Annotated in this window: 20 protein-coding genes and 1 tRNA gene; 7 read left to right on the top strand and 14 right to left on the bottom strand. The window is 53.2% G+C overall.

What is annotated here, in order from left to right:
* The first annotated feature begins 76 nt into the window (after positions 1-76).
* Positions 77-151 (top strand) — tRNA-Phe (locus PFY00_RS13385).
* 125 nt (positions 152-276) lie between these two features.
* Positions 277-1419 (top strand): tyrosine-type recombinase/integrase, encoded by a 1143-nt coding sequence (locus tag PFY00_RS13380; RefSeq protein ID WP_271433077.1) that lies wholly within the window; start codon positions 277-279, stop codon positions 1417-1419.
* Between the two features lie 189 nt (positions 1420-1608).
* On the opposite strand, the gene PFY00_RS13375 is transcribed toward PFY00_RS13380, so the two are convergent.
* The 4 genes from PFY00_RS13375 to PFY00_RS13360 form a co-directional block, all read right to left on the bottom strand.
* Positions 1609-1950, bottom strand: a complete 342-nt coding sequence (locus tag PFY00_RS13375; protein ID WP_271433076.1) for a helix-turn-helix domain-containing protein — start codon at positions 1948-1950, stop codon at positions 1609-1611.
* A 39-nt stretch (positions 1951-1989) separates the two neighbouring features.
* On the bottom strand, positions 1990-2619 hold the full coding sequence (locus PFY00_RS13370) for a hypothetical protein (RefSeq protein ID WP_271433075.1): 630 nt from the start codon (positions 2617-2619) through the stop codon (positions 1990-1992).
* A gap of 61 nt (positions 2620-2680) precedes the next feature.
* Positions 2681-2890: a hypothetical protein gene (locus PFY00_RS13365; RefSeq protein ID WP_271433074.1), complete on the bottom strand. Its 210-nt coding sequence runs from the start codon at positions 2888-2890 to the stop codon at positions 2681-2683.
* A 10-nt stretch (positions 2891-2900) separates the two neighbouring features.
* Positions 2901-3179: a hypothetical protein gene (locus PFY00_RS13360; protein ID WP_271433073.1), complete on the bottom strand. Its 279-nt coding sequence runs from the start codon at positions 3177-3179 to the stop codon at positions 2901-2903.
* A gap of 306 nt (positions 3180-3485) precedes the next feature.
* Here PFY00_RS13360 and PFY00_RS13355 point away from each other — a divergent pair, with 306 nt between their 5' ends.
* Positions 3486-4046, top strand: coding sequence for a tyrosine-type recombinase/integrase (locus PFY00_RS13355; protein WP_271433072.1), 561 nt, complete (start codon positions 3486-3488; stop codon positions 4044-4046).
* A gap of 95 nt (positions 4047-4141) precedes the next feature.
* On the opposite strand, the gene PFY00_RS13350 is transcribed toward PFY00_RS13355, so the two are convergent.
* From PFY00_RS13350 to PFY00_RS13325, 6 genes are all read right to left on the bottom strand, one after another.
* Positions 4142-6721, bottom strand: coding sequence for an RNA-binding domain-containing protein (locus tag PFY00_RS13350; protein ID WP_271433071.1), 2580 nt, complete (start codon positions 6719-6721; stop codon positions 4142-4144).
* Positions 6722-7108: 387 nt separating this feature from the next.
* Positions 7109-7423, bottom strand: coding sequence for a DUF736 domain-containing protein (locus PFY00_RS13345; protein ID WP_271433070.1), 315 nt, complete (start codon positions 7421-7423; stop codon positions 7109-7111).
* A 117-nt stretch (positions 7424-7540) separates the two neighbouring features.
* Positions 7541-7828 (bottom strand): hypothetical protein, encoded by a 288-nt coding sequence (locus tag PFY00_RS13340; RefSeq protein ID WP_271433069.1) that lies wholly within the window; start codon positions 7826-7828, stop codon positions 7541-7543.
* Positions 7828-8190: a DUF3768 domain-containing protein gene (locus tag PFY00_RS13335; protein ID WP_271433068.1), complete on the bottom strand. Its 363-nt coding sequence runs from the start codon at positions 8188-8190 to the stop codon at positions 7828-7830. Before PFY00_RS13335 ends, PFY00_RS13340 begins: the two co-directional genes overlap by 1 nt.
* Positions 8191-8324: 134 nt before the next feature.
* Positions 8325-8885 (bottom strand): helix-turn-helix transcriptional regulator, encoded by a 561-nt coding sequence (locus tag PFY00_RS13330; protein ID WP_271433067.1) that lies wholly within the window; start codon positions 8883-8885, stop codon positions 8325-8327.
* Between the two features lie 191 nt (positions 8886-9076).
* Positions 9077-9889, bottom strand: coding sequence for a hypothetical protein (locus tag PFY00_RS13325; RefSeq protein WP_271433066.1), 813 nt, complete (start codon positions 9887-9889; stop codon positions 9077-9079).
* A gap of 164 nt (positions 9890-10053) precedes the next feature.
* Here PFY00_RS13325 and PFY00_RS13320 point away from each other — a divergent pair, with 164 nt between their 5' ends.
* Both PFY00_RS13320 and PFY00_RS13315 read left to right on the top strand, forming a co-directional pair.
* Complete coding sequence (locus tag PFY00_RS13320) at positions 10054-10440, top strand: hypothetical protein (protein WP_271433065.1); 387 nt, start codon at positions 10054-10056, stop codon at positions 10438-10440.
* Positions 10441-10444: 4 nt separating this feature from the next.
* Complete coding sequence (locus tag PFY00_RS13315; protein WP_271433064.1) at positions 10445-11218, top strand: DUF1542 domain-containing protein; 774 nt, start codon at positions 10445-10447, stop codon at positions 11216-11218.
* 38 nt (positions 11219-11256) lie between these two features.
* On the opposite strand, the gene PFY00_RS13310 is transcribed toward PFY00_RS13315, so the two are convergent.
* Positions 11257-11631: a hypothetical protein gene (locus tag PFY00_RS13310; protein ID WP_271433063.1), complete on the bottom strand. Its 375-nt coding sequence runs from the start codon at positions 11629-11631 to the stop codon at positions 11257-11259.
* Positions 11632-11708: 77 nt separating this feature from the next.
* Between PFY00_RS13310 and PFY00_RS13305 the strand changes: the two genes are divergently transcribed.
* Together PFY00_RS13305 and PFY00_RS13300 are read left to right on the top strand one after the other, a co-directional pair.
* The gene (locus tag PFY00_RS13305; RefSeq protein ID WP_271433062.1) at positions 11709-13415 is read left to right on the top strand and encodes a type IV secretory system conjugative DNA transfer family protein; all 1707 of its coding nucleotides are present in this window, start codon (positions 11709-11711) and stop codon (positions 13413-13415) included.
* Between the two features lie 44 nt (positions 13416-13459).
* Positions 13460-13867: a hypothetical protein gene (locus PFY00_RS13300; RefSeq protein ID WP_271433061.1), complete on the top strand. Its 408-nt coding sequence runs from the start codon at positions 13460-13462 to the stop codon at positions 13865-13867.
* 130 nt (positions 13868-13997) lie between these two features.
* Here PFY00_RS13300 and PFY00_RS13295 read toward each other — a convergent pair whose 3' ends face one another.
* The 3 genes from PFY00_RS13295 to PFY00_RS13285 form a co-directional block, all read right to left on the bottom strand.
* Positions 13998-14219: a hypothetical protein gene (locus tag PFY00_RS13295; RefSeq protein ID WP_271433060.1), complete on the bottom strand. Its 222-nt coding sequence runs from the start codon at positions 14217-14219 to the stop codon at positions 13998-14000.
* Positions 14216-14569, bottom strand: coding sequence for a DUF2958 domain-containing protein (locus tag PFY00_RS13290; RefSeq protein ID WP_271433059.1), 354 nt, complete (start codon positions 14567-14569; stop codon positions 14216-14218). The genes PFY00_RS13295 and PFY00_RS13290 overlap by 4 nt, the downstream gene beginning before the upstream one ends.
* Positions 14570-15008: 439 nt before the next feature.
* A complete protein-coding gene (locus PFY00_RS13285) occupies positions 15009-15497 on the bottom strand; it encodes a hypothetical protein (protein WP_271433058.1) in 489 nt (162 codons plus the stop codon).

Genomic DNA, 15497 nt, shown 5'->3' with positions numbered 1-15497 from the left:
AACCTGCGCAACCCTCTGGACACTGCCAAATACCTCGGCTAGACCGCCCGCACCCAGCGCCAAAAGCGCATCCCGTGCCCGGGTAGCTCAGGGGTAGAGCAGTGGATTGAAAATCCTCGTGTCGGTGGTTCGATTCCGCCCCCGGGCACCATAAAATCAAACAAAACCAATGACTTAGCGAAGATCGACACATGTCGGTATCGCGAATCTGCCCTTACACATCTCTTACACAAATCTTGCACAAGGATTTGTCCTCAGGTCGGAGGGGTTTGAGAGATGGAGGAAACGCATAAAATCCTCGACGGAAAGGTGAACCTCTACCGCCGAGGCAAAAGCCAGATTTGGCAATGTTCCACGTATCTTGAAGGTAAGAACCACAGGACGTCGACCAAGCAAAAGATGCTGACGCAGGCCAAGGAAGTTGCAGAAACTTGGTTCCTCGACCTCAAGCATCGTCAGATCAGGGGCGAGGCCGTCAGCGGTAGAAGCTTTGCGCAAGCGGCTGACCGGTTCATGCGCGAATATGAGGTCATGACCGGCGGCACGCGCAATCGCGATCACGTGCGCGGGCATGTCTCACGCCTGAACAACCACCTGCTGCCCTTCTTCGGGAGAAAGGCTCTGGTCGATGTGACTTCGGGTGTTGTGCAAGACTATCGCTTGCACAGAATGGAGGGGAACGGCGGTTTCAAGCCGCCCTCGGCCTCGACCATGCACAAGGAAATCGTGACATTGCGCATGGTGCTGAAAACGGCGATCCGTCAGGGATGGCTGGCCGCTTTGCCTGACCTGTCTGCTCCCTATCGCAGTTCGACAAAGGTTGCGCACCGCGCTTGGTTTTCGCCGGATGAATACAAGACGCTCTACACCGCCAGCCGCGAAAACGTGAAGGCATCGCAAACGAAGCCTTGGCGGCATCAAGCTGAACAGCTGCACGATATGGTGCTCTTCATGGCGAACACGGGCGTCAGGCCAGATGAGGTGCGCCGCATCGAATATCGCGATGTCACCATCGTCGATGACGAGCATTCGGGCGACACCATTCTGGAGATCGTGGTGCGGGGCAAACGCGGCGTTGGCTATTGCAAGAGCATGCCCGGAGCCGTGATGCCGTTCAAACGGTTGAAAGAGAGAAACGAGCCGAAACCGAACGACCTCCTGTTCCCTGTCGATCACAAGAAACAGTTCAACAGGTTATTGGCCGAAACCGGCCTCAAGTTCGACCGCGAAGGCAACCGCCGGACGCTCTACTCGCTGCGGCACAGCTACATTTCGTTCCGACTGTTGGAAGGTGCTGACATCTATCAGATTGCCAAGAATTGCCGAACATCGGTCGAGATGATCGAGAAGCATTATGCCGTGCATCTCAAGAACGTCATTGACGCCTCGGCGATCAATGTGCGTCGTTCGAAGCGTTGATTGGATAGGTTGGCTGGGATTTGGCTACTCCCGATCCCGGCCAGCTTTCTTGCCTTAAAGGCCATCCTGATTGTGGATAACCTCCCTCTTCTTCATTGAGTATTTTTATATAGAAGGAAGTGAAAATATTTCATCTCAAGGCTGCAAAAGCTTCATGTCTAGAAGTGCAAATTTTTCACTTCTAGAAAATCACTTTCGCGGTTTCAGATTGAGGATGTAGCGGTTGGCGCGACCTTGCCCACGCCGTTCGACCTCGATGAAATCCGCCTCTTGCAGTTCTTTGATGAACTTCACCACGCTGCGCGTCGTCACCCCGATATCATCGGCCAGACGTTCTTGCCCAGGATAGCAATAGTCATCCTGCCAAGCATATTTGAGAAGCATCGCATAGGTCAGCTTGGCCCCAACGCTCACCTGCTTGCTGACCAAAATGAAATTCGGCACCTGGGTAAAGCCACGGTGCTGCGAAATGATATCGCCATTTTTGACGTCTATGTTGCGATCCTTGATGATCTCTCCAATCGTTTGCATGGTGTCATTTTACCATGCCGTTTGAATTCTTGCTTTGGACTAACCCACATTCAGATGCGGCTGATCAGGGTTGCGCACATCGCCTGCTTGGGTCTGCACTGGCGCTTTCAAAAAGGTCTGATCTGGCGCGCCGCCCAGCTGCAATACCTGCGTTTCCAGATGGCCGATATAGCGGCTCTGGCTGAGCAGGTTCTTCTGCCCTTCCGCGTTCTGTTCGGTCAGAAAGTCGATCTGCCTGTCACGTACGGCCTTGTCGATTTCAAGCGACCGCAGCTCGCGGCGAAGCTCTTCAATCTCGGCACTGGTTTGCTGGCGTTCCCCCTCGTTCGCCTCGGTACGCCGGGGTTCGAACGCGTCCGCACGGGTTCGCACGGGTTCGTCCATGGTGCGCACCGGTTCGGACGGGTGCACACGGGTCTGCACCGGTTCGGACTGGTTCTGACTTTGCGCCTGAAACTCCAGTTCTGAGCGGATTTTCACAGATAGCGACGCCTCTTCGACCATCCAGCGCTCACCGGTCGGGGTGGTTTGTTTCTGGGCTTCAACATGTTCGTTCCGCGCCCAGGAGCGGATTGTCTTCTTGGTGCGATCAAGCCCCGCCTGCTGGCAGGCGACAAAGGCTTGATCGACCGTAAGCCACGCGCGTGGCGGTGTCGTGTGTTCTTGCATGTCTCAATCGTAGCAAGCACGGGTGCGAACGCACGCGAACTTGTCCACACGGGTCTGAACGTCAATCCTTTGACGACCCCTTCCACCGTACCAACAGCAAAACCCCGATACCTACGAGCGCGGCAAGGATGCCAAGCTGCACCCAATTGTCGGGGTTGCTGAAATATATCTCTGTCTGCGTCGGCGGGGGATCGTAGTGAACCTCCGGCACGGTGAACTGCGCAAAAACTGCGGTCGGCGACAGGCTGGCCAAAATCATCAATCGTTTCATTGTCATGTCCTCACCCCTGAATCCTGCACCCTTTGCGGCGCATCATCTCTTCGATGTCCGAAAGGGTCTGACGGCCAAGGCCACCTGTGACTGAAATGGCCCCTAGGGCGGAACGCGCAGGCAATGCCGCTGCCCGATGCTGCGCAAGCTGGCTGCACGACATGTGCTGATAGCCTTGCAGGCGCAGCTCCTGCCGTGCCGTCCGTGCGTCATCTGAGACAAAACTATCGGGCTGCATGCACCCCGGCACCAGCACCGCCATAGCCAGGAAATAGGGAATTCTTTTCATGTTCGAGACCTCCAAACGTTACAAAACGGAGGCGCGTCACATGGGTTTTCCACATGCCTCGCGTGAAACAAAATTGGCAATTTTGTACAATGCGAAAGAACAAGGATTTACGCGGCTTGCGAGCGTGATTCAGATGGCATAAGCTCCTGGCAGGTGGCGCAAAGTGCATGATTTTCAATGCCTTGCGAAACGCTGAAACAGAATTGCCAATTTTGTTTCACTGCATCCAGAGCCTCTCGAACCCTTCGATCACCCTAACCCCGAGAGGTCATGAATGCAGCTTTCACATCACCCATGCCATCCACGATGCGCCTATATGACGACAAGAGCCGAAGGCTCTACATCAACACCGATGAACGCGCGCGCTTCTTGGCGGCAGCTGACGGGGAAGAGCCAACGGTGCGGGCATTTTGCCTGACGCTGTTCTACACAGGGTGCCGCCTGTCCGAGGCGCGCGAGCTGCGCTTCTCTGCCATCCAAGCCCAAGCGCGCCTCATCTCATTCCGCAGCCTAAAAAAACGCGGCCACCACCACATCCGCGAAATTCCCGTTCCCCCTCAGCTCATCGAAGCGTTCCGAGACCTGCCACGCGAGCTGCCCCTGCCGATCTGGACAGTCTGCGGCCAAAAGGTTAGCCGAATTACCGCCTACCGATGGATCAAACGGGTTATGGAGAAAGCAGAAATCAATGGCCCCCAAGCCTCACCCAAGGGCCTGCGTCACGGCTACGGCATCCACGCCGTCCGCTCAGGCGTCCAGCTTCACATGCTGCAAAAATGGATGGGGCATGCCAGCATGACCACCACAGCGATCTACGCAAACGCGGTGGGGGATGAAGAACTGGAAATTGCTGACCGAATGTGGTGATGTTCCTTACGAGGTCTGGGCGGAGAACAGAAGTTCACTGCACTTGCAGCCTGAACAGAATCAGGACGGCAAAGCTGACATTGGACATGCGTAGTCTATGAGAAAGAAGCCCCCAAAAAGCCAAGTTGTTTTTGAATCGTAGCCACTTGGTCGAGCTCGATAGAAACGTCTCGGCTAAGTTGCGAAAGCATATCGGTCAATCGTTCCAGCTTTCTAATGTTCGTTGAGATGATATCAATTTCTGCTTCATCTAGTAGATCGTTCTGTTTCACGTGATTTGTCCAATCGCTTAGACCAGAGAAAACTGCCGAAACTGCCCCTTTCGTTTGAACGTTCAAATTAATCAATTCAAAACCCAGGTCGGAAACTCTCAAATTGTCTCTAGGGCGTTCTACTGACAACCGTGTGTTTTTTATGGCGAGATCAGCAAGTCGATTTTGGTCAATGATCAATTTATTGAAGAAGCTACTTTCGAGGTAGCTATTTTGAACTTTGTCCGAGATCTTAGTGACGCCGTCCATTGCATGCCTTGTAGCATCAGTGTAGCTTCCGCGTTGGCTCGCCAAGTCAACCAACTCAAAAACTGCAGTTAGATAAGCTTCCAGCCCCGGATCTCGCTTTTTTGACTTGAAGCGTTTTTTATCAGCGTAGAATTTCAAGCCCTGCCAATCCCCAATACCTTTCTTAGATTCAATAACATAATCAAAAAGTTCTGCTCTAGAACAAGAATTCTTCACGGCGTTAGTACAGGCATCATCTGCTTGCTGATAGTAAGGTGGCTGAACGCTCAAAAATGCGCGAGCGAGAATACACCATGCATCACCATTCCTAGGATTTCGTTTTGACAAGTCTTTTGCCAACACCAATGCTTGATCCGGTTCATATTCATCCAAGCACTTGATGATTTTTCGAATGGTTCGCCCAACCTCACGAGATTGATCGCCTTGATTCTTCCGAATTATTGCGCATCGGCGCTCAATCTCTTGTGCCCTTTGCCCTAAACTAGATTTAAGAATTCCAGCTGAGGCAATGAGCTCTTTGGAAGTCGAAAGTACTATGTCGCCATGTTCATTTTCCTTTTTACCTAGTAAGTGAAAAGACTGTAACTCGTTAATGTGATCAGAAAGTGATCTTCTTGAAACTTCGATTGCCTCAAGTAGCTCTTCTGTGCTTACTTCTCCGAGCTTTACTACTGCAAGCAGAACAGAAGCACTCGCTTTCGAGAGACGATCAAGTTCACGCTTGAAAGCAAACTCTCGTACATCTTCACCATCTTGCGATGCCCATGTCTCACAAACCTCTTTCGGCGGTTCGCCCAGACTAGCCATCCTGACAATAGCGCTGGCAAAGAGGGGGGAGCCGGAAGAAGCCGTATAAACCTGCTTCACGAGCCGCAAATTGAACTGTGGTTGACCAAATTGATCACACAAATTGTCAATGTGCAGACAAAATGCATCATGATCGAGCCCTGAAATCTTCAATACCGAAGTCGGTGAGAGCCCTTGATCAAGACGAGAAGTCATTAACAATTTGCTGCCAGCGTGTTCACGATCCAATGTTCTGAATCCAATCTCTTGAAGTACGGTGGCGCACTTTCTTTGTTCTTCAGGTGAAAGGCTGTCCAAGTCATCAACAACGATAAACGAGGGCCGATACTTCAACGCATCAACCAATATGTCTGCGAGTTCTTCTTCTTCCGCATCGTCATCAACAGAGCTTTCGCCAGCGATCAAAATCACCAGTCTTTCAAGGAGTTCATAAACAGTTGAAAAATCATGCCGGGTCGTCTTGACCAATCCACCGCGCAACGCCGCGTAGGTTGTTTTCTTGGCAGACACCCAAGCAATATACTCAAAGTCACCCGCTCCGGACACAGCTAACTCTTCGCAGAAGTGGTACGCTACAGAAGTTTTTCCTAAGCCTCCTATCCCTGAAATTAGCCTGACTGGGCTCCGCTTGTCCAAGACCCATGATCTAAGAGACGTAAGTTCGTCTTCCCTCCCAACAAATTGGACTAAATCTGGATCTCTGGGGGGGAGATTGGATGGTATGTTTTCTTTCTTTGAAGTTGTCAGACTATCTGAAACGATCCTATCAGAAAATAAAAACGCCCAATCCTCTGAAGAATTGGCAGCCGGACGACACTCATCCAGCCTTCGAATATATATGGAGCCTTTTTGGTAAGCTGCTTTCTTCGTTTCTGAGCTTGGGCCTGTCTTCAAAAATTGAATAGGTTCTTCTGATCGTTTCCTTCTAGGGACTAATAATAGAAGAACATTCTTCTCCCCAACCTGAAGAGTATTTTGAAACAACTCGATGTCCCGCCCAGTATGTGATTTGAAACGCTTAGAAATGTCACCGAGATCCAGTGTGGCGCTGCATCCCACAACACGTTCGGCACCTGAGTCTTCCACGCCGAAAACGATGTAGCCCCCAAATGAGTTGTGGAAAGAGGCGATGTCTTTGATCAGTTCATGGATCTCGAGTTTATGTAAGTCTCTAGCCGCCACATCCGGATGTTCATCCAATAACGGTGGTTTTCTTTTGAAATCCCACAACTCTGTTTCAAATGAAAGCGGAACGCATTGGGGAATGAGAAGATCGAGAACCACTGGGCCAAGCTCGGTGTCTCTTACAAACCTAAAGGCTTTGCGTTTGATGTCCTCTGCCTGCACTGCAGCTCACCTTTTTAACAACTTTGTTGATCAAGCTACTGTACCATTGGCTTTTTCTCAATCAAATTTCTCGTCCAGATTTTGCTGATTGTGGTTTGAGTCGCTGAAACTCCATTGTTTTGGGTAGAGCTCATATAGCGAATGAGGAACATCGCCGGTGACAGCAACCAGAAGGGTGTAGACCATATTGGGTCTTCTATATGTAGCGCCCAGTTTCGTCATAAACAATAGGCAAGGAATTGGACATCATGGAAAAGCCTTTTAGGCCATCGAACTGTTTCAACTACCGCTTTGGTAAGCTGCAGTGCAGCACGTGTTGGTTTGGTCAATGTCCGGTTTGGGCCGAACACCACAGAAAAGAGCCACCTTTACAGGTGGCTCTTGGCATCAATCAGCTGGGTTCCAGATGAGGGCGAATTCGTCTTTGGTGTCGGGTTTCTTGCCGAGGTTGGCGTAGATCGTGCGGGGCCCGAACTCGGGCGCGGCGAGTGACAGCGAGATGTATTCGTTTCCGTTCGTGCGGTTCAGGCGCTTCCAGCCTCCGCCGAGCTCCACATCGTCAGCCATCACCCGAAAGTCGGGCATGGCGTCGTTGAACTTCTCAACCGGAATGATCTGTATTTCGCGGCGGATCGACAGGGTGGCGAGACGGCCTTTGTAGGAACCGTTTTCCAATAGCTTCACATGACCAATAGCAGGCATTGGGGTCTCCTTTTCAACAATTTGGGGAAAGATCGATGCGCGCATTATACCATAGGAAAAGCCCGCGCCGATGATGTCAGACGCGGGCTTATGGCAGGTCACTGGCCCTGCTCGTTTTCAAAGGTCAAAGAGGTCGCCCTGGCGGCGGCTCTCGACATAGTGCTGCCAATCCTGGCTTTGTGCGGCGTGTTCCAGCCATGCGGCCAAATAGGCGACATGGGTTTCGAACCCCTCCAGTTCCACCATGGCCATGAAATGCGACCTGTAGCCGGTTTCGGTGATGGGCAGACGCTCGGGGGATTTCACCTCGATGTGGCAAAAGCCCTCGATTGGATAGCCATATTTGCAGCTGGTTTCGATCTCGATGCCGCGCCAGGTGAGCGTCGCGGTTTCAAACCGCTCCATCAGTATTCCTGGGCGAGCATGATGGTCAGGACGCGACAGGTCTGGGTCAAGTCGCTTGGGTCTTCTGACCCAAACTGCAAATCCGCATCGTAGTAATCCACCTTCCAAAACACCTTTTCGCCCCGGAAATCGAAGGCTCCGAAGCTGTGATCGTGATAGGGATCCTTATCCTCGCTGAAATCTTCAAAGCTGCGCACCGCCTCAAAGAGCGCGGGCAAATGCTTGTTCGGCTCGGCCTCGTCATTACAAAGCGCCTGAATGCCCGAGGTCATCATGACCCGACCGGGCACGCCCGAGGGCATTGGCATCGCCTTGCGGAAACGGTCGTTCTGATCGCGAATGATTGCTGTTTTCTCTTCCATAGTTCTCTCCTCGCAGGGCACGTCCGAGGAATTCGGGCGCGTCCATCGAGGCAGAAGGGAAGCGGTTAGCAGGGAAGGCTCATTCGCGCGCATTTTATCATGGCTGCGTGCTGCACCCAAACTACGCCGCTCCGTCATTGCGGCGTTCCGAGGGTGCCGATTGCGGCCAAAACCGACATGAGCTCGAGCTGACCCTGCACATCGAACTTGGCGTAAAGGATGGAGAAGGCCTCTCGCACGGTCTGCGGCCTCAGGCGCGTGCGATCAGCAATCTCCGCGAGGCTCAAGCCTTGACTGAAGTGTTTCAGCAAGTCGAGTTGGCGTGGGGTTAGGTCGAAGACACCTGCCAAAAGATCGAAATCGGCCGGTTGGGCCTCGAACGGGTGAAAGCTCACAAGGCAATGATTGGGGCATTTCCAAGGGGAAAGACGCAGTCCCATGGGGGCGGAAATGCAGCCATCGTCGGCGCGGATCATGTGCTCACCCCCGGCAGACAGAACACGGCGAATGGCGATGCGGAAAGCACGAGAATGTGTGCTCGATAGGAGCCCGAGGCGCCGCGTGGAAGACAAGAGCGCTGGATGGGCTTCCAACATCTCTTCGGCGGCAGAGGAGGCGTCCAGAATATTCGCCTGAATGTCGATCACCGCGACCGCGAGATTGAAGCGCTCCGCCAAATCCAAACCCACAGGCATGCAGGGGCATCGCTCGAGGCGCGTCCTTGCTAATATGCGGTTTGGGTCTTTCACGCTTTCACTCCAAGATGCGGTGGCACAGGGCCAATTCCACATCTTGCTGGCATGAGGTGTGGGCATCACGAAAGCAGCGCAGCCGAAGCGCAACCGAAAATTCGCGCGTAACCTATTGAACAGGTTGAAAAAGAAAGTCAGCTCTCAGATGTAAAGCCTTCGGCCTGTACATAAAAAGTCTGAGTTGTGACCTCTCCATCGACCACCAGCCGCACCACATATGTGCCCACTTGCAGAACACCAGGGCGCCAGAATGTATATCCCGGCCAAGCCTCATCATTGAAGCTCGTGCGCCCCGCGACACGCTCGCCATTGTGAATCCACCAACGTTCAAAAGGCGCGCCTTCCGCGACACCGTTGAAATCGAAACTGAGGAAGACTTCATCGACGCCGTGGACAAAGACGTCGACATGTTTGGTGCATTTGTTGATTTCGGTGTCGAAATAAGCGGCATCGCAGATACGCATATTCTCGACGTATGACCCTGCCGAGGTTGATTGCATAAGCATGATGCCCCCGAGGGCGAGTGCGGCAACACCACCGATTGCAGCAAATGTCAGACGCTTTCCAGTTGGTTTGGCGGCCTCAGGCACGGGGGGGTTGTCGATCACGGCAGAAGTTTGTTCCTTTTCTCGCCGTTTCGCTTCTTTGCGGGCGTCGATCAGCGCTTCATACCACTCTTTGCGGAGTGCATCGTCACCGCCAGAGATAAGCGCGCTGACCTTCCGCAGGTTGTCTGGGGAGGGCATATGCGCGCGGGAATGCCAGTTTTCTATTGAGCGTTTGTCAGGGCTGCCATCAAAGGCAATTTCCAGCGATGTTGCTGTCCAGCTTTGGCTGGTGCCATCCTCGTGCAGCTCATTGCCAAGGCCGCGCACCCAGATGAAATCAAACAATTCCCAGAAACTTGCCCCTTGGGGCGGCGGAGCGACGTTCTTTTCTTTCGACAATGCTCCCTCCCTTGACCACTGTCACCCGTTAAACCGCCCGAAAATAACAACTTAAGCGCGAGTTTCAAATGGTTTTGGCCACAGAGATGCCGTCCGACACCTGTCGGGTGTGAAACTTTCAAACCTGCCCAATCCTTTGAGAACGACTGACAAAGGAGAAAGACATGCAATTTGAAGTCATCAACAAAAGGGAAGAACGCGAAGGGTTCATTTTCAAAAAGCCGGTATATTTGGCTCAGACCAATATTCATCTAAACGATGATGAATTTGAGGCGCTTCAATCGATGGCCAAATCGAAAGAATGGAGCGCTTATCCGTTGGGGGAACGCCAAATCTCCGCAAAAATTCGCCAGAAGGTCACGCTTGCTGGCTGCTATGGGCTGGCCGCAAAGACAAAGGTCGTCAAAGCGAACATCCGGACAAGCTTGCCCGAGGAACGGGAATTGCAGATTTCCGAGGCGCGGGATATCGCGACGAACCTCAAGCAAGTCCTCGAAGCACGGCTTTCGGCGCTGAACGCCTCTGACGAAGATGTGCTAGAAGAGATCTGATCCCATGTCAGACAATGAACTTGCCGCCAAGATGGCAGTCATCGTCGCGATAGTGATTGGCGTTATCGCCCTCGGTTACGTCATCGTGTTTGCTGTTGCGCCGATTTTCGTCTTGGCGTCCATCATCGACTTTGGCTTTCGTCAGAAATACAACGCGAAATTGGACGCCATCAGGGGCAGCAGCACGCTCGATCAAGGCCCGAACATTCTGCGGTTTGAAGCCCGCATGCATGAGGGGCGGGTTGCGATTGCTTGGTTTGCCGAATTGCCGAACGGAGCACAGTTGGACATCTACCGGCTGACGGGAAGCGGTGGCGGGTCAAGCAGCGAGATTGCTGCGCGCGGTTCCTGCGTTTTGTCCACGGCGCGTGAACTTACATCCGATGCCTCGGAGGTCTTCTATGATGATGGCTTGCCGTTCGGGACGTATTTTTACGTACCCGTCGCCTCGGGGCTGCAAATCAAGAAGGAGCCGATGCCCTACAGTTTTCTGAGTTTTGCCCGTGACCTGCACTATATCACGCGGAAATCTCGGGTTGCAGTGCGGGGCGAAGCCTCTCGTGTTCAATTTGAGCAAGAGGAGCCTGTAGCGCTGCCGGATACGCGCGATCCTGCGAGCAAGCTCAAAGATGAAGTGCTGGACGTCATCAAGGGCCGCAAGAAGCTTGATGCCGAGCTTGATGCGGCAATTCTCAAAATCAAACAGGATGATGACCTGACCGATGAAGAAAAAGCGGAAGCCATCGAGTTGATGGAAACCCGCGCAGCCAGCATATGAAAAAGCCCGTCCCAAGATGGGGCGGGCCTTTGTGCCAGTCATGCATGCTTCGTCTCTGCGGCAAAGCGTTTGAGCGCATCCACCATATACTCCAGCGTCAGCTGATTGCGATCAGGACTGGAGGCAAGCGTAGTGTCCCAGGCAGCGATCAGCGTCTCGCAATGACGCAACAAGACATCACGAGCGCTTGGGTGCTGGTACCAGCAAGACTTGGATTTGCTTTGCACGATGATGTCGCCAAAGAGCTCGGCAAAATCCTCGCCTGTCTTAAGGCGTGCGATGCGCGCACGCACCCAAGGCAGATCGACGCCCCATTCGATGAAATCGAGAAGAAGCGTGATGTAGCTATAGCGGCCATTGATCGGAAACCCGATGGTCGCCTCCTTGCCGCTGGCGTGGGAAAGAACAGTCATAGTGACCTCCGTGTTGTCATGAGGGGGAGGAGCTGGCTCTTCGAGCAAGCTCCTGTCCCGCCACGACCGGGGGCCACATGACCAGTATAACACGCCAAAAACGACAATTCCCGAAACTCGATCTGGTACTGGGCACCGTCTCGGAAGATGTCATCAACGGGTTGGGTGAGAAGATTGCAGCGCCGCCGATCATCGCCCCTTTAAACGCGCGTCAGCGGCATATGCATATCGTGGGCTCAAACGGTTCGGGCAAAAGCCGGTTCATGCGAACGCTCATTCAGCAAGACATTCAGGAGGGGCGCGGGCTGTGCCTGATCGATCCGCATGGGACGCAATGTGCGGATGTGCTGGCGTGGCTTGGAAACCGTCCACGTCTCGCCAAACATCGCAAGGTGCGGCACTTCAAGATCGGCAACGGGGAAGAGGTTATTGCCTTCAATCCACTGCAAACCGATGACCCGCGCCATGCCAGCGCCACGGCCAAACGGGTCTCGGACGCAATTGGCAGGCTGTTTTCGAAAGAGGAATTGCGACACCAACCGCTGACGCAGGAGGTCTTGGTGCTCTTGCTTATGACGCTTGCGGAAACAGGGCTGACCCTGGCGGATTACCCGCTCTTGCTGAACTACCAGAACCGGCCCGATGTCGAGCCTTTGCTCGACCAGCTCCAGAGCACGGCGGCGCGGGAACAATGGAAGATGCTGCGCGCCTACAAGGCATCCGAATTCACCGACTACGTTTCCAGCGTCTCGCGGCGGCTGTTCACGCTGATGTCGAACCCCGTGATTGAAACCTGCTTTGGGCAGGCGGAGGCGACCATCGATTTATGCCGCGCGATGGATGATGGGGAAGTGCTGCTGTTTGATTTGAGCGACACGGATATCTTTGACGCGGAATCCGCGCAGCTCTTTGGGCTCCTGCTGATGTCGAGCCTGTTCACGCAGTCCAAGCTGCGGAGCAACACGCACCCATATTTCCTCTATGTCGATGAAAGCCACCGGTTTCTGTCTGGTTCAAACCTTGCTGAGATATTCGAGGAATGCCGCAAATACGGGCTCCATATGGTGCTGGCGCATCAAAATCTCGGGCAGTTGAGGGATGCGGGCGACCGGGTGTTTTCAACGGTTGTGAATGAAGCAGATATCAAGGTGGTGTTTTCCATCAAGGAACCTGATGACGCCGAATATCTGGTGCGGCTTTTGTATCGAGGTGGACAGATTGACCCGAACCGCATCAAGGATGTGCTGACCAAGCCCACGGTGGTCGGCTACGCAATCGACTACTTGGAGACGCAGTCGGAAAGCACATCGCTGGTGAAGGGGAGTGGCAGCAATGACATCTCCGGCAGCGCCATCAGCTTAACGCCTGATGGCGGAATGCTGACCTCTCCGACGCAGCTTGGCCAAGTCAACTCGAATTCATCCACCACTCTGGACACCAGGGCAAGCGGCACCGCATCAAGCCGGTCGCGGTCGCAAACCTTGATGCCTATCTTGGAAGACCGCCCCGGCGGAACATGGAGTGTCGAAGACCAGGTTTTTGTACTGGCTGATGACATAGCCAGCCTGCCACGTCAGCATGGTGTGGTCAGCATTGGCGGGCGCGTGAACATGAAATTCCGTGCTCTGGATGCACCGGACGAGCGTATCGGTGCGGGCACGCTGGCGGCGTTTCTGGAACGATTGCGGCAAGAAAATCCCTACCTCGTAAAGGTCGAAGGGAAGAGAGCAGCACCAGATTTGCCGAAGGCACGGCTTCCACACGACCCAGATTTTCTAGAGTAGACTTGCGGCGCAGGCTTGCATCGCTACTGTGCTGTTCATTGTAAATGAAGGAATGGTTCATGCGTAAGGCGACGCTGGCTTCTGGAGTTTTTGCTTTTGCATCGTTTGTTGGCGGAATGGCACTAGCCGACGACCTTTGGGTGTCATCAAGTGCATTTCCAGACCGATACACTCAAGGTTTCAATTTTCCGGTTTGCGTTGATGACGCTGGTAGCTACCGCCCAGGATTTCAGACCCAAAGTGCAGGGTTCCAATATCTCGAATTTTCGACTGCACAGTTCGGAGATTTTGCGGGTCAAATTTTCCGCCCCCTAAGTGGTCGCGGCGAGATTTTTTATTCGATGTCTGGTGACCAAGTGAACGCCGTACTTTACCGCAACGAAGGGGGCGACTGGGAACGTGTCCCGTCTCGAAACATTTCGGTAGAACCAAAGCGTACACCTTGCCCGTAGTCGGACGCCCGCTCAATCGAGCGGGCGAGCAATTTGACAGTTTCCCGAAAATGTCGCGGAATATATCTCTCGCGACATCGTCGCTATCTCATGCAAAAAGCCGCAGAGTTTGCGGCTTCTTGGGACTTCTCTAATCGTCGAAATCTTGCGTCAGGCGCTCATCGGGGCCTCGTTCAAACGTGTGGTCGCACTCGCGGCAACTGATTTCATAGATGACATCGCGCAGCTTGAGGAATTCCAGGAAATTGTCCTCGCTGACTTCCGCGTTGTAGACCTCGCAGCGGGTCGCCATGAAGAGGGTGGACCCGCAGACATCGCAGGGCGTCATATTGCCCTTTACTTCCCCACTCATAAGCCGATGGCGTTAGCAGCCTCCGCATCTTCTGACATCTGATGCAGTGTTCCGGTTGGGCGGAAATAAAGGTCGCGCTCGACGGGCAACCCTAGCTTGCCCCTGACCGTTTGTAACTCTCGCAGGCTGACGTTGCCGAATTCTTGAAAGCCAAGCCCTAGGTCGCAACATCCGTAAAGGATGACATCCCCCTCTACCTCTTCCCCACTCACCAGCACCCAAGTTGCAGCAGCATCGGGTGTGAACAGGCGCAGCACAGGCACCATGTCGAGCCGGTTCATCCCAATTTGGCTAAGTTCGTCATTAGCAATGAGTTTCTGTAAAATCTCTTTTGTAATCAGTTTCTTCATAGTTGTAGTGGTTAGTGAATAATGGTGAAATCCTCCTCCCTGTAGACCTGCCCACATATGACACAGCGGATGCCGGTGACCTCCGCATCCTCCCAGATATTCATATAGAGCTCGCGGTCTTCTTTTCTGAATTTGCACAGCTGGCGCACTGTTTGGGTCACCTCGATTCCGGTGTCGCAGCATGGCTTGAAATCTGGCCCTCTTCCCTCCTTTGCTTGTAAATCTGTCATAGCGTTTCTTGTTATCGCTTTTCGTAATCCGCAGAATTCTCGCTTCTGCGTTAGCAGGCCAAAGAGCCCGCCAGACATCTTTCTGTCAAAGGCAGCGCAGCGAACTTGACGGCAAGATTTGGTGGGTATCGTCGAACTGCCGCAGAAGAGAGAAAAGAAAAACGCACCCCTCGTGGGTGCGGGCACAGACGCGTTTAGAGCGATGTTTACTAACGCCCGACGGTCAAAGGGACTTGTTCAAACTGTTCTTTAAACATATCGCGCAATTCTCCGGCGACTTTGACTTCCCCTTCTGGGTCGCTACTGGCCACAGCAATAAAGATGTCTGTCCACTCATCGTAACGGCTATTGCAATCAACGCCGACACCACTTTCTACACCGAAATCGTCAACAAATGTGCCCCAAACGTAGAATGATTCCGAACTTAATGAACTTTCATGTGCAATGCCTAGGTCTTCCATAAACGTGCGGGCGGCGTCTCTACAGCCTTCTCTGTCCACTGCTATCCCGCTCAATTTCACCATGGTTAATTGTGCTTTCGCTTGTTCCGCTCGTGCAACCTGTTCGTTTACCTGTGAAACTGAAAAGTACCCTACCGCATTTATGAATTTATCGGAGCTTAGGAAATTCGCGAGTGCGCCCCCGAAGCCTGCAATTACAATTCCGGAAATAAAAGCGCCAAAATTTTTCACAGTCAT

This window comes from Thalassococcus lentus (genome assembly GCF_028023555.1).
Lineage (GTDB): Bacteria > Pseudomonadota > Alphaproteobacteria > Rhodobacterales > Rhodobacteraceae > Thalassococcus_A > Thalassococcus_A lentus.
Note: the sequence above shows the minus strand (reverse complement) of the source record. Positions and strands in the feature narration are given on the sequence as shown.

What these genes read in the sequence shown, in the direction of transcription:
- PFY00_RS13310 (WP_271433063.1), bottom strand. Translation starts at nt 11,631, where the DNA reads ATGACTGTTCTTTCCCACGCCAGCGGCAAGGAGGCGACCATCGGGTTT.
- PFY00_RS13360 (WP_271433073.1), bottom strand. Translation starts at nt 3,179, where the DNA reads ATGAAAAGAATTCCCTATTTCCTGGCTATGGCGGTGCTGGTGCCGGGG.
- PFY00_RS13375 (WP_271433076.1), bottom strand. Translation starts at nt 1,950, where the DNA reads ATGCAAACGATTGGAGAGATCATCAAGGATCGCAACATAGACGTCAAA.
- PFY00_RS13355 (WP_271433072.1), top strand. Translation starts at nt 3,486, where the DNA reads ATGCGCCTATATGACGACAAGAGCCGAAGGCTCTACATCAACACCGAT.
- PFY00_RS13295 (WP_271433060.1), bottom strand. Translation starts at nt 14,219, where the DNA reads ATGAGTGGGGAAGTAAAGGGCAATATGACGCCCTGCGATGTCTGCGGG.
- PFY00_RS13365 (WP_271433074.1), bottom strand. Translation starts at nt 2,890, where the DNA reads ATGAAACGATTGATGATTTTGGCCAGCCTGTCGCCGACCGCAGTTTTT.
- PFY00_RS13305 (WP_271433062.1), top strand. Translation starts at nt 11,709, where the DNA reads ATGACCAGTATAACACGCCAAAAACGACAATTCCCGAAACTCGATCTG.
- PFY00_RS13380 (WP_271433077.1), top strand. Translation starts at nt 277, where the DNA reads ATGGAGGAAACGCATAAAATCCTCGACGGAAAGGTGAACCTCTACCGC.
- PFY00_RS13320 (WP_271433065.1), top strand. Translation starts at nt 10,054, where the DNA reads ATGCAATTTGAAGTCATCAACAAAAGGGAAGAACGCGAAGGGTTCATT.
- PFY00_RS13300 (WP_271433061.1), top strand. Translation starts at nt 13,460, where the DNA reads ATGAAGGAATGGTTCATGCGTAAGGCGACGCTGGCTTCTGGAGTTTTT.
- PFY00_RS13315 (WP_271433064.1), top strand. Translation starts at nt 10,445, where the DNA reads ATGTCAGACAATGAACTTGCCGCCAAGATGGCAGTCATCGTCGCGATA.
- PFY00_RS13290 (WP_271433059.1), bottom strand. Translation starts at nt 14,569, where the DNA reads ATGAAGAAACTGATTACAAAAGAGATTTTACAGAAACTCATTGCTAAT.
- PFY00_RS13335 (WP_271433068.1), bottom strand. Translation starts at nt 8,190, where the DNA reads ATGGAAGAGAAAACAGCAATCATTCGCGATCAGAACGACCGTTTCCGC.
- PFY00_RS13340 (WP_271433069.1), bottom strand. Translation starts at nt 7,828, where the DNA reads ATGGAGCGGTTTGAAACCGCGACGCTCACCTGGCGCGGCATCGAGATC.
- PFY00_RS13330 (WP_271433067.1), bottom strand. Translation starts at nt 8,885, where the DNA reads ATGCCTGTGGGTTTGGATTTGGCGGAGCGCTTCAATCTCGCGGTCGCG.
- PFY00_RS13285 (WP_271433058.1), bottom strand. Translation starts at nt 15,497, where the DNA reads ATGACTGTGAAAAATTTTGGCGCTTTTATTTCCGGAATTGTAATTGCA.
- PFY00_RS13370 (WP_271433075.1), bottom strand. Translation starts at nt 2,619, where the DNA reads ATGCAAGAACACACGACACCGCCACGCGCGTGGCTTACGGTCGATCAA.
- PFY00_RS13345 (WP_271433070.1), bottom strand. Translation starts at nt 7,423, where the DNA reads ATGCCTGCTATTGGTCATGTGAAGCTATTGGAAAACGGTTCCTACAAA.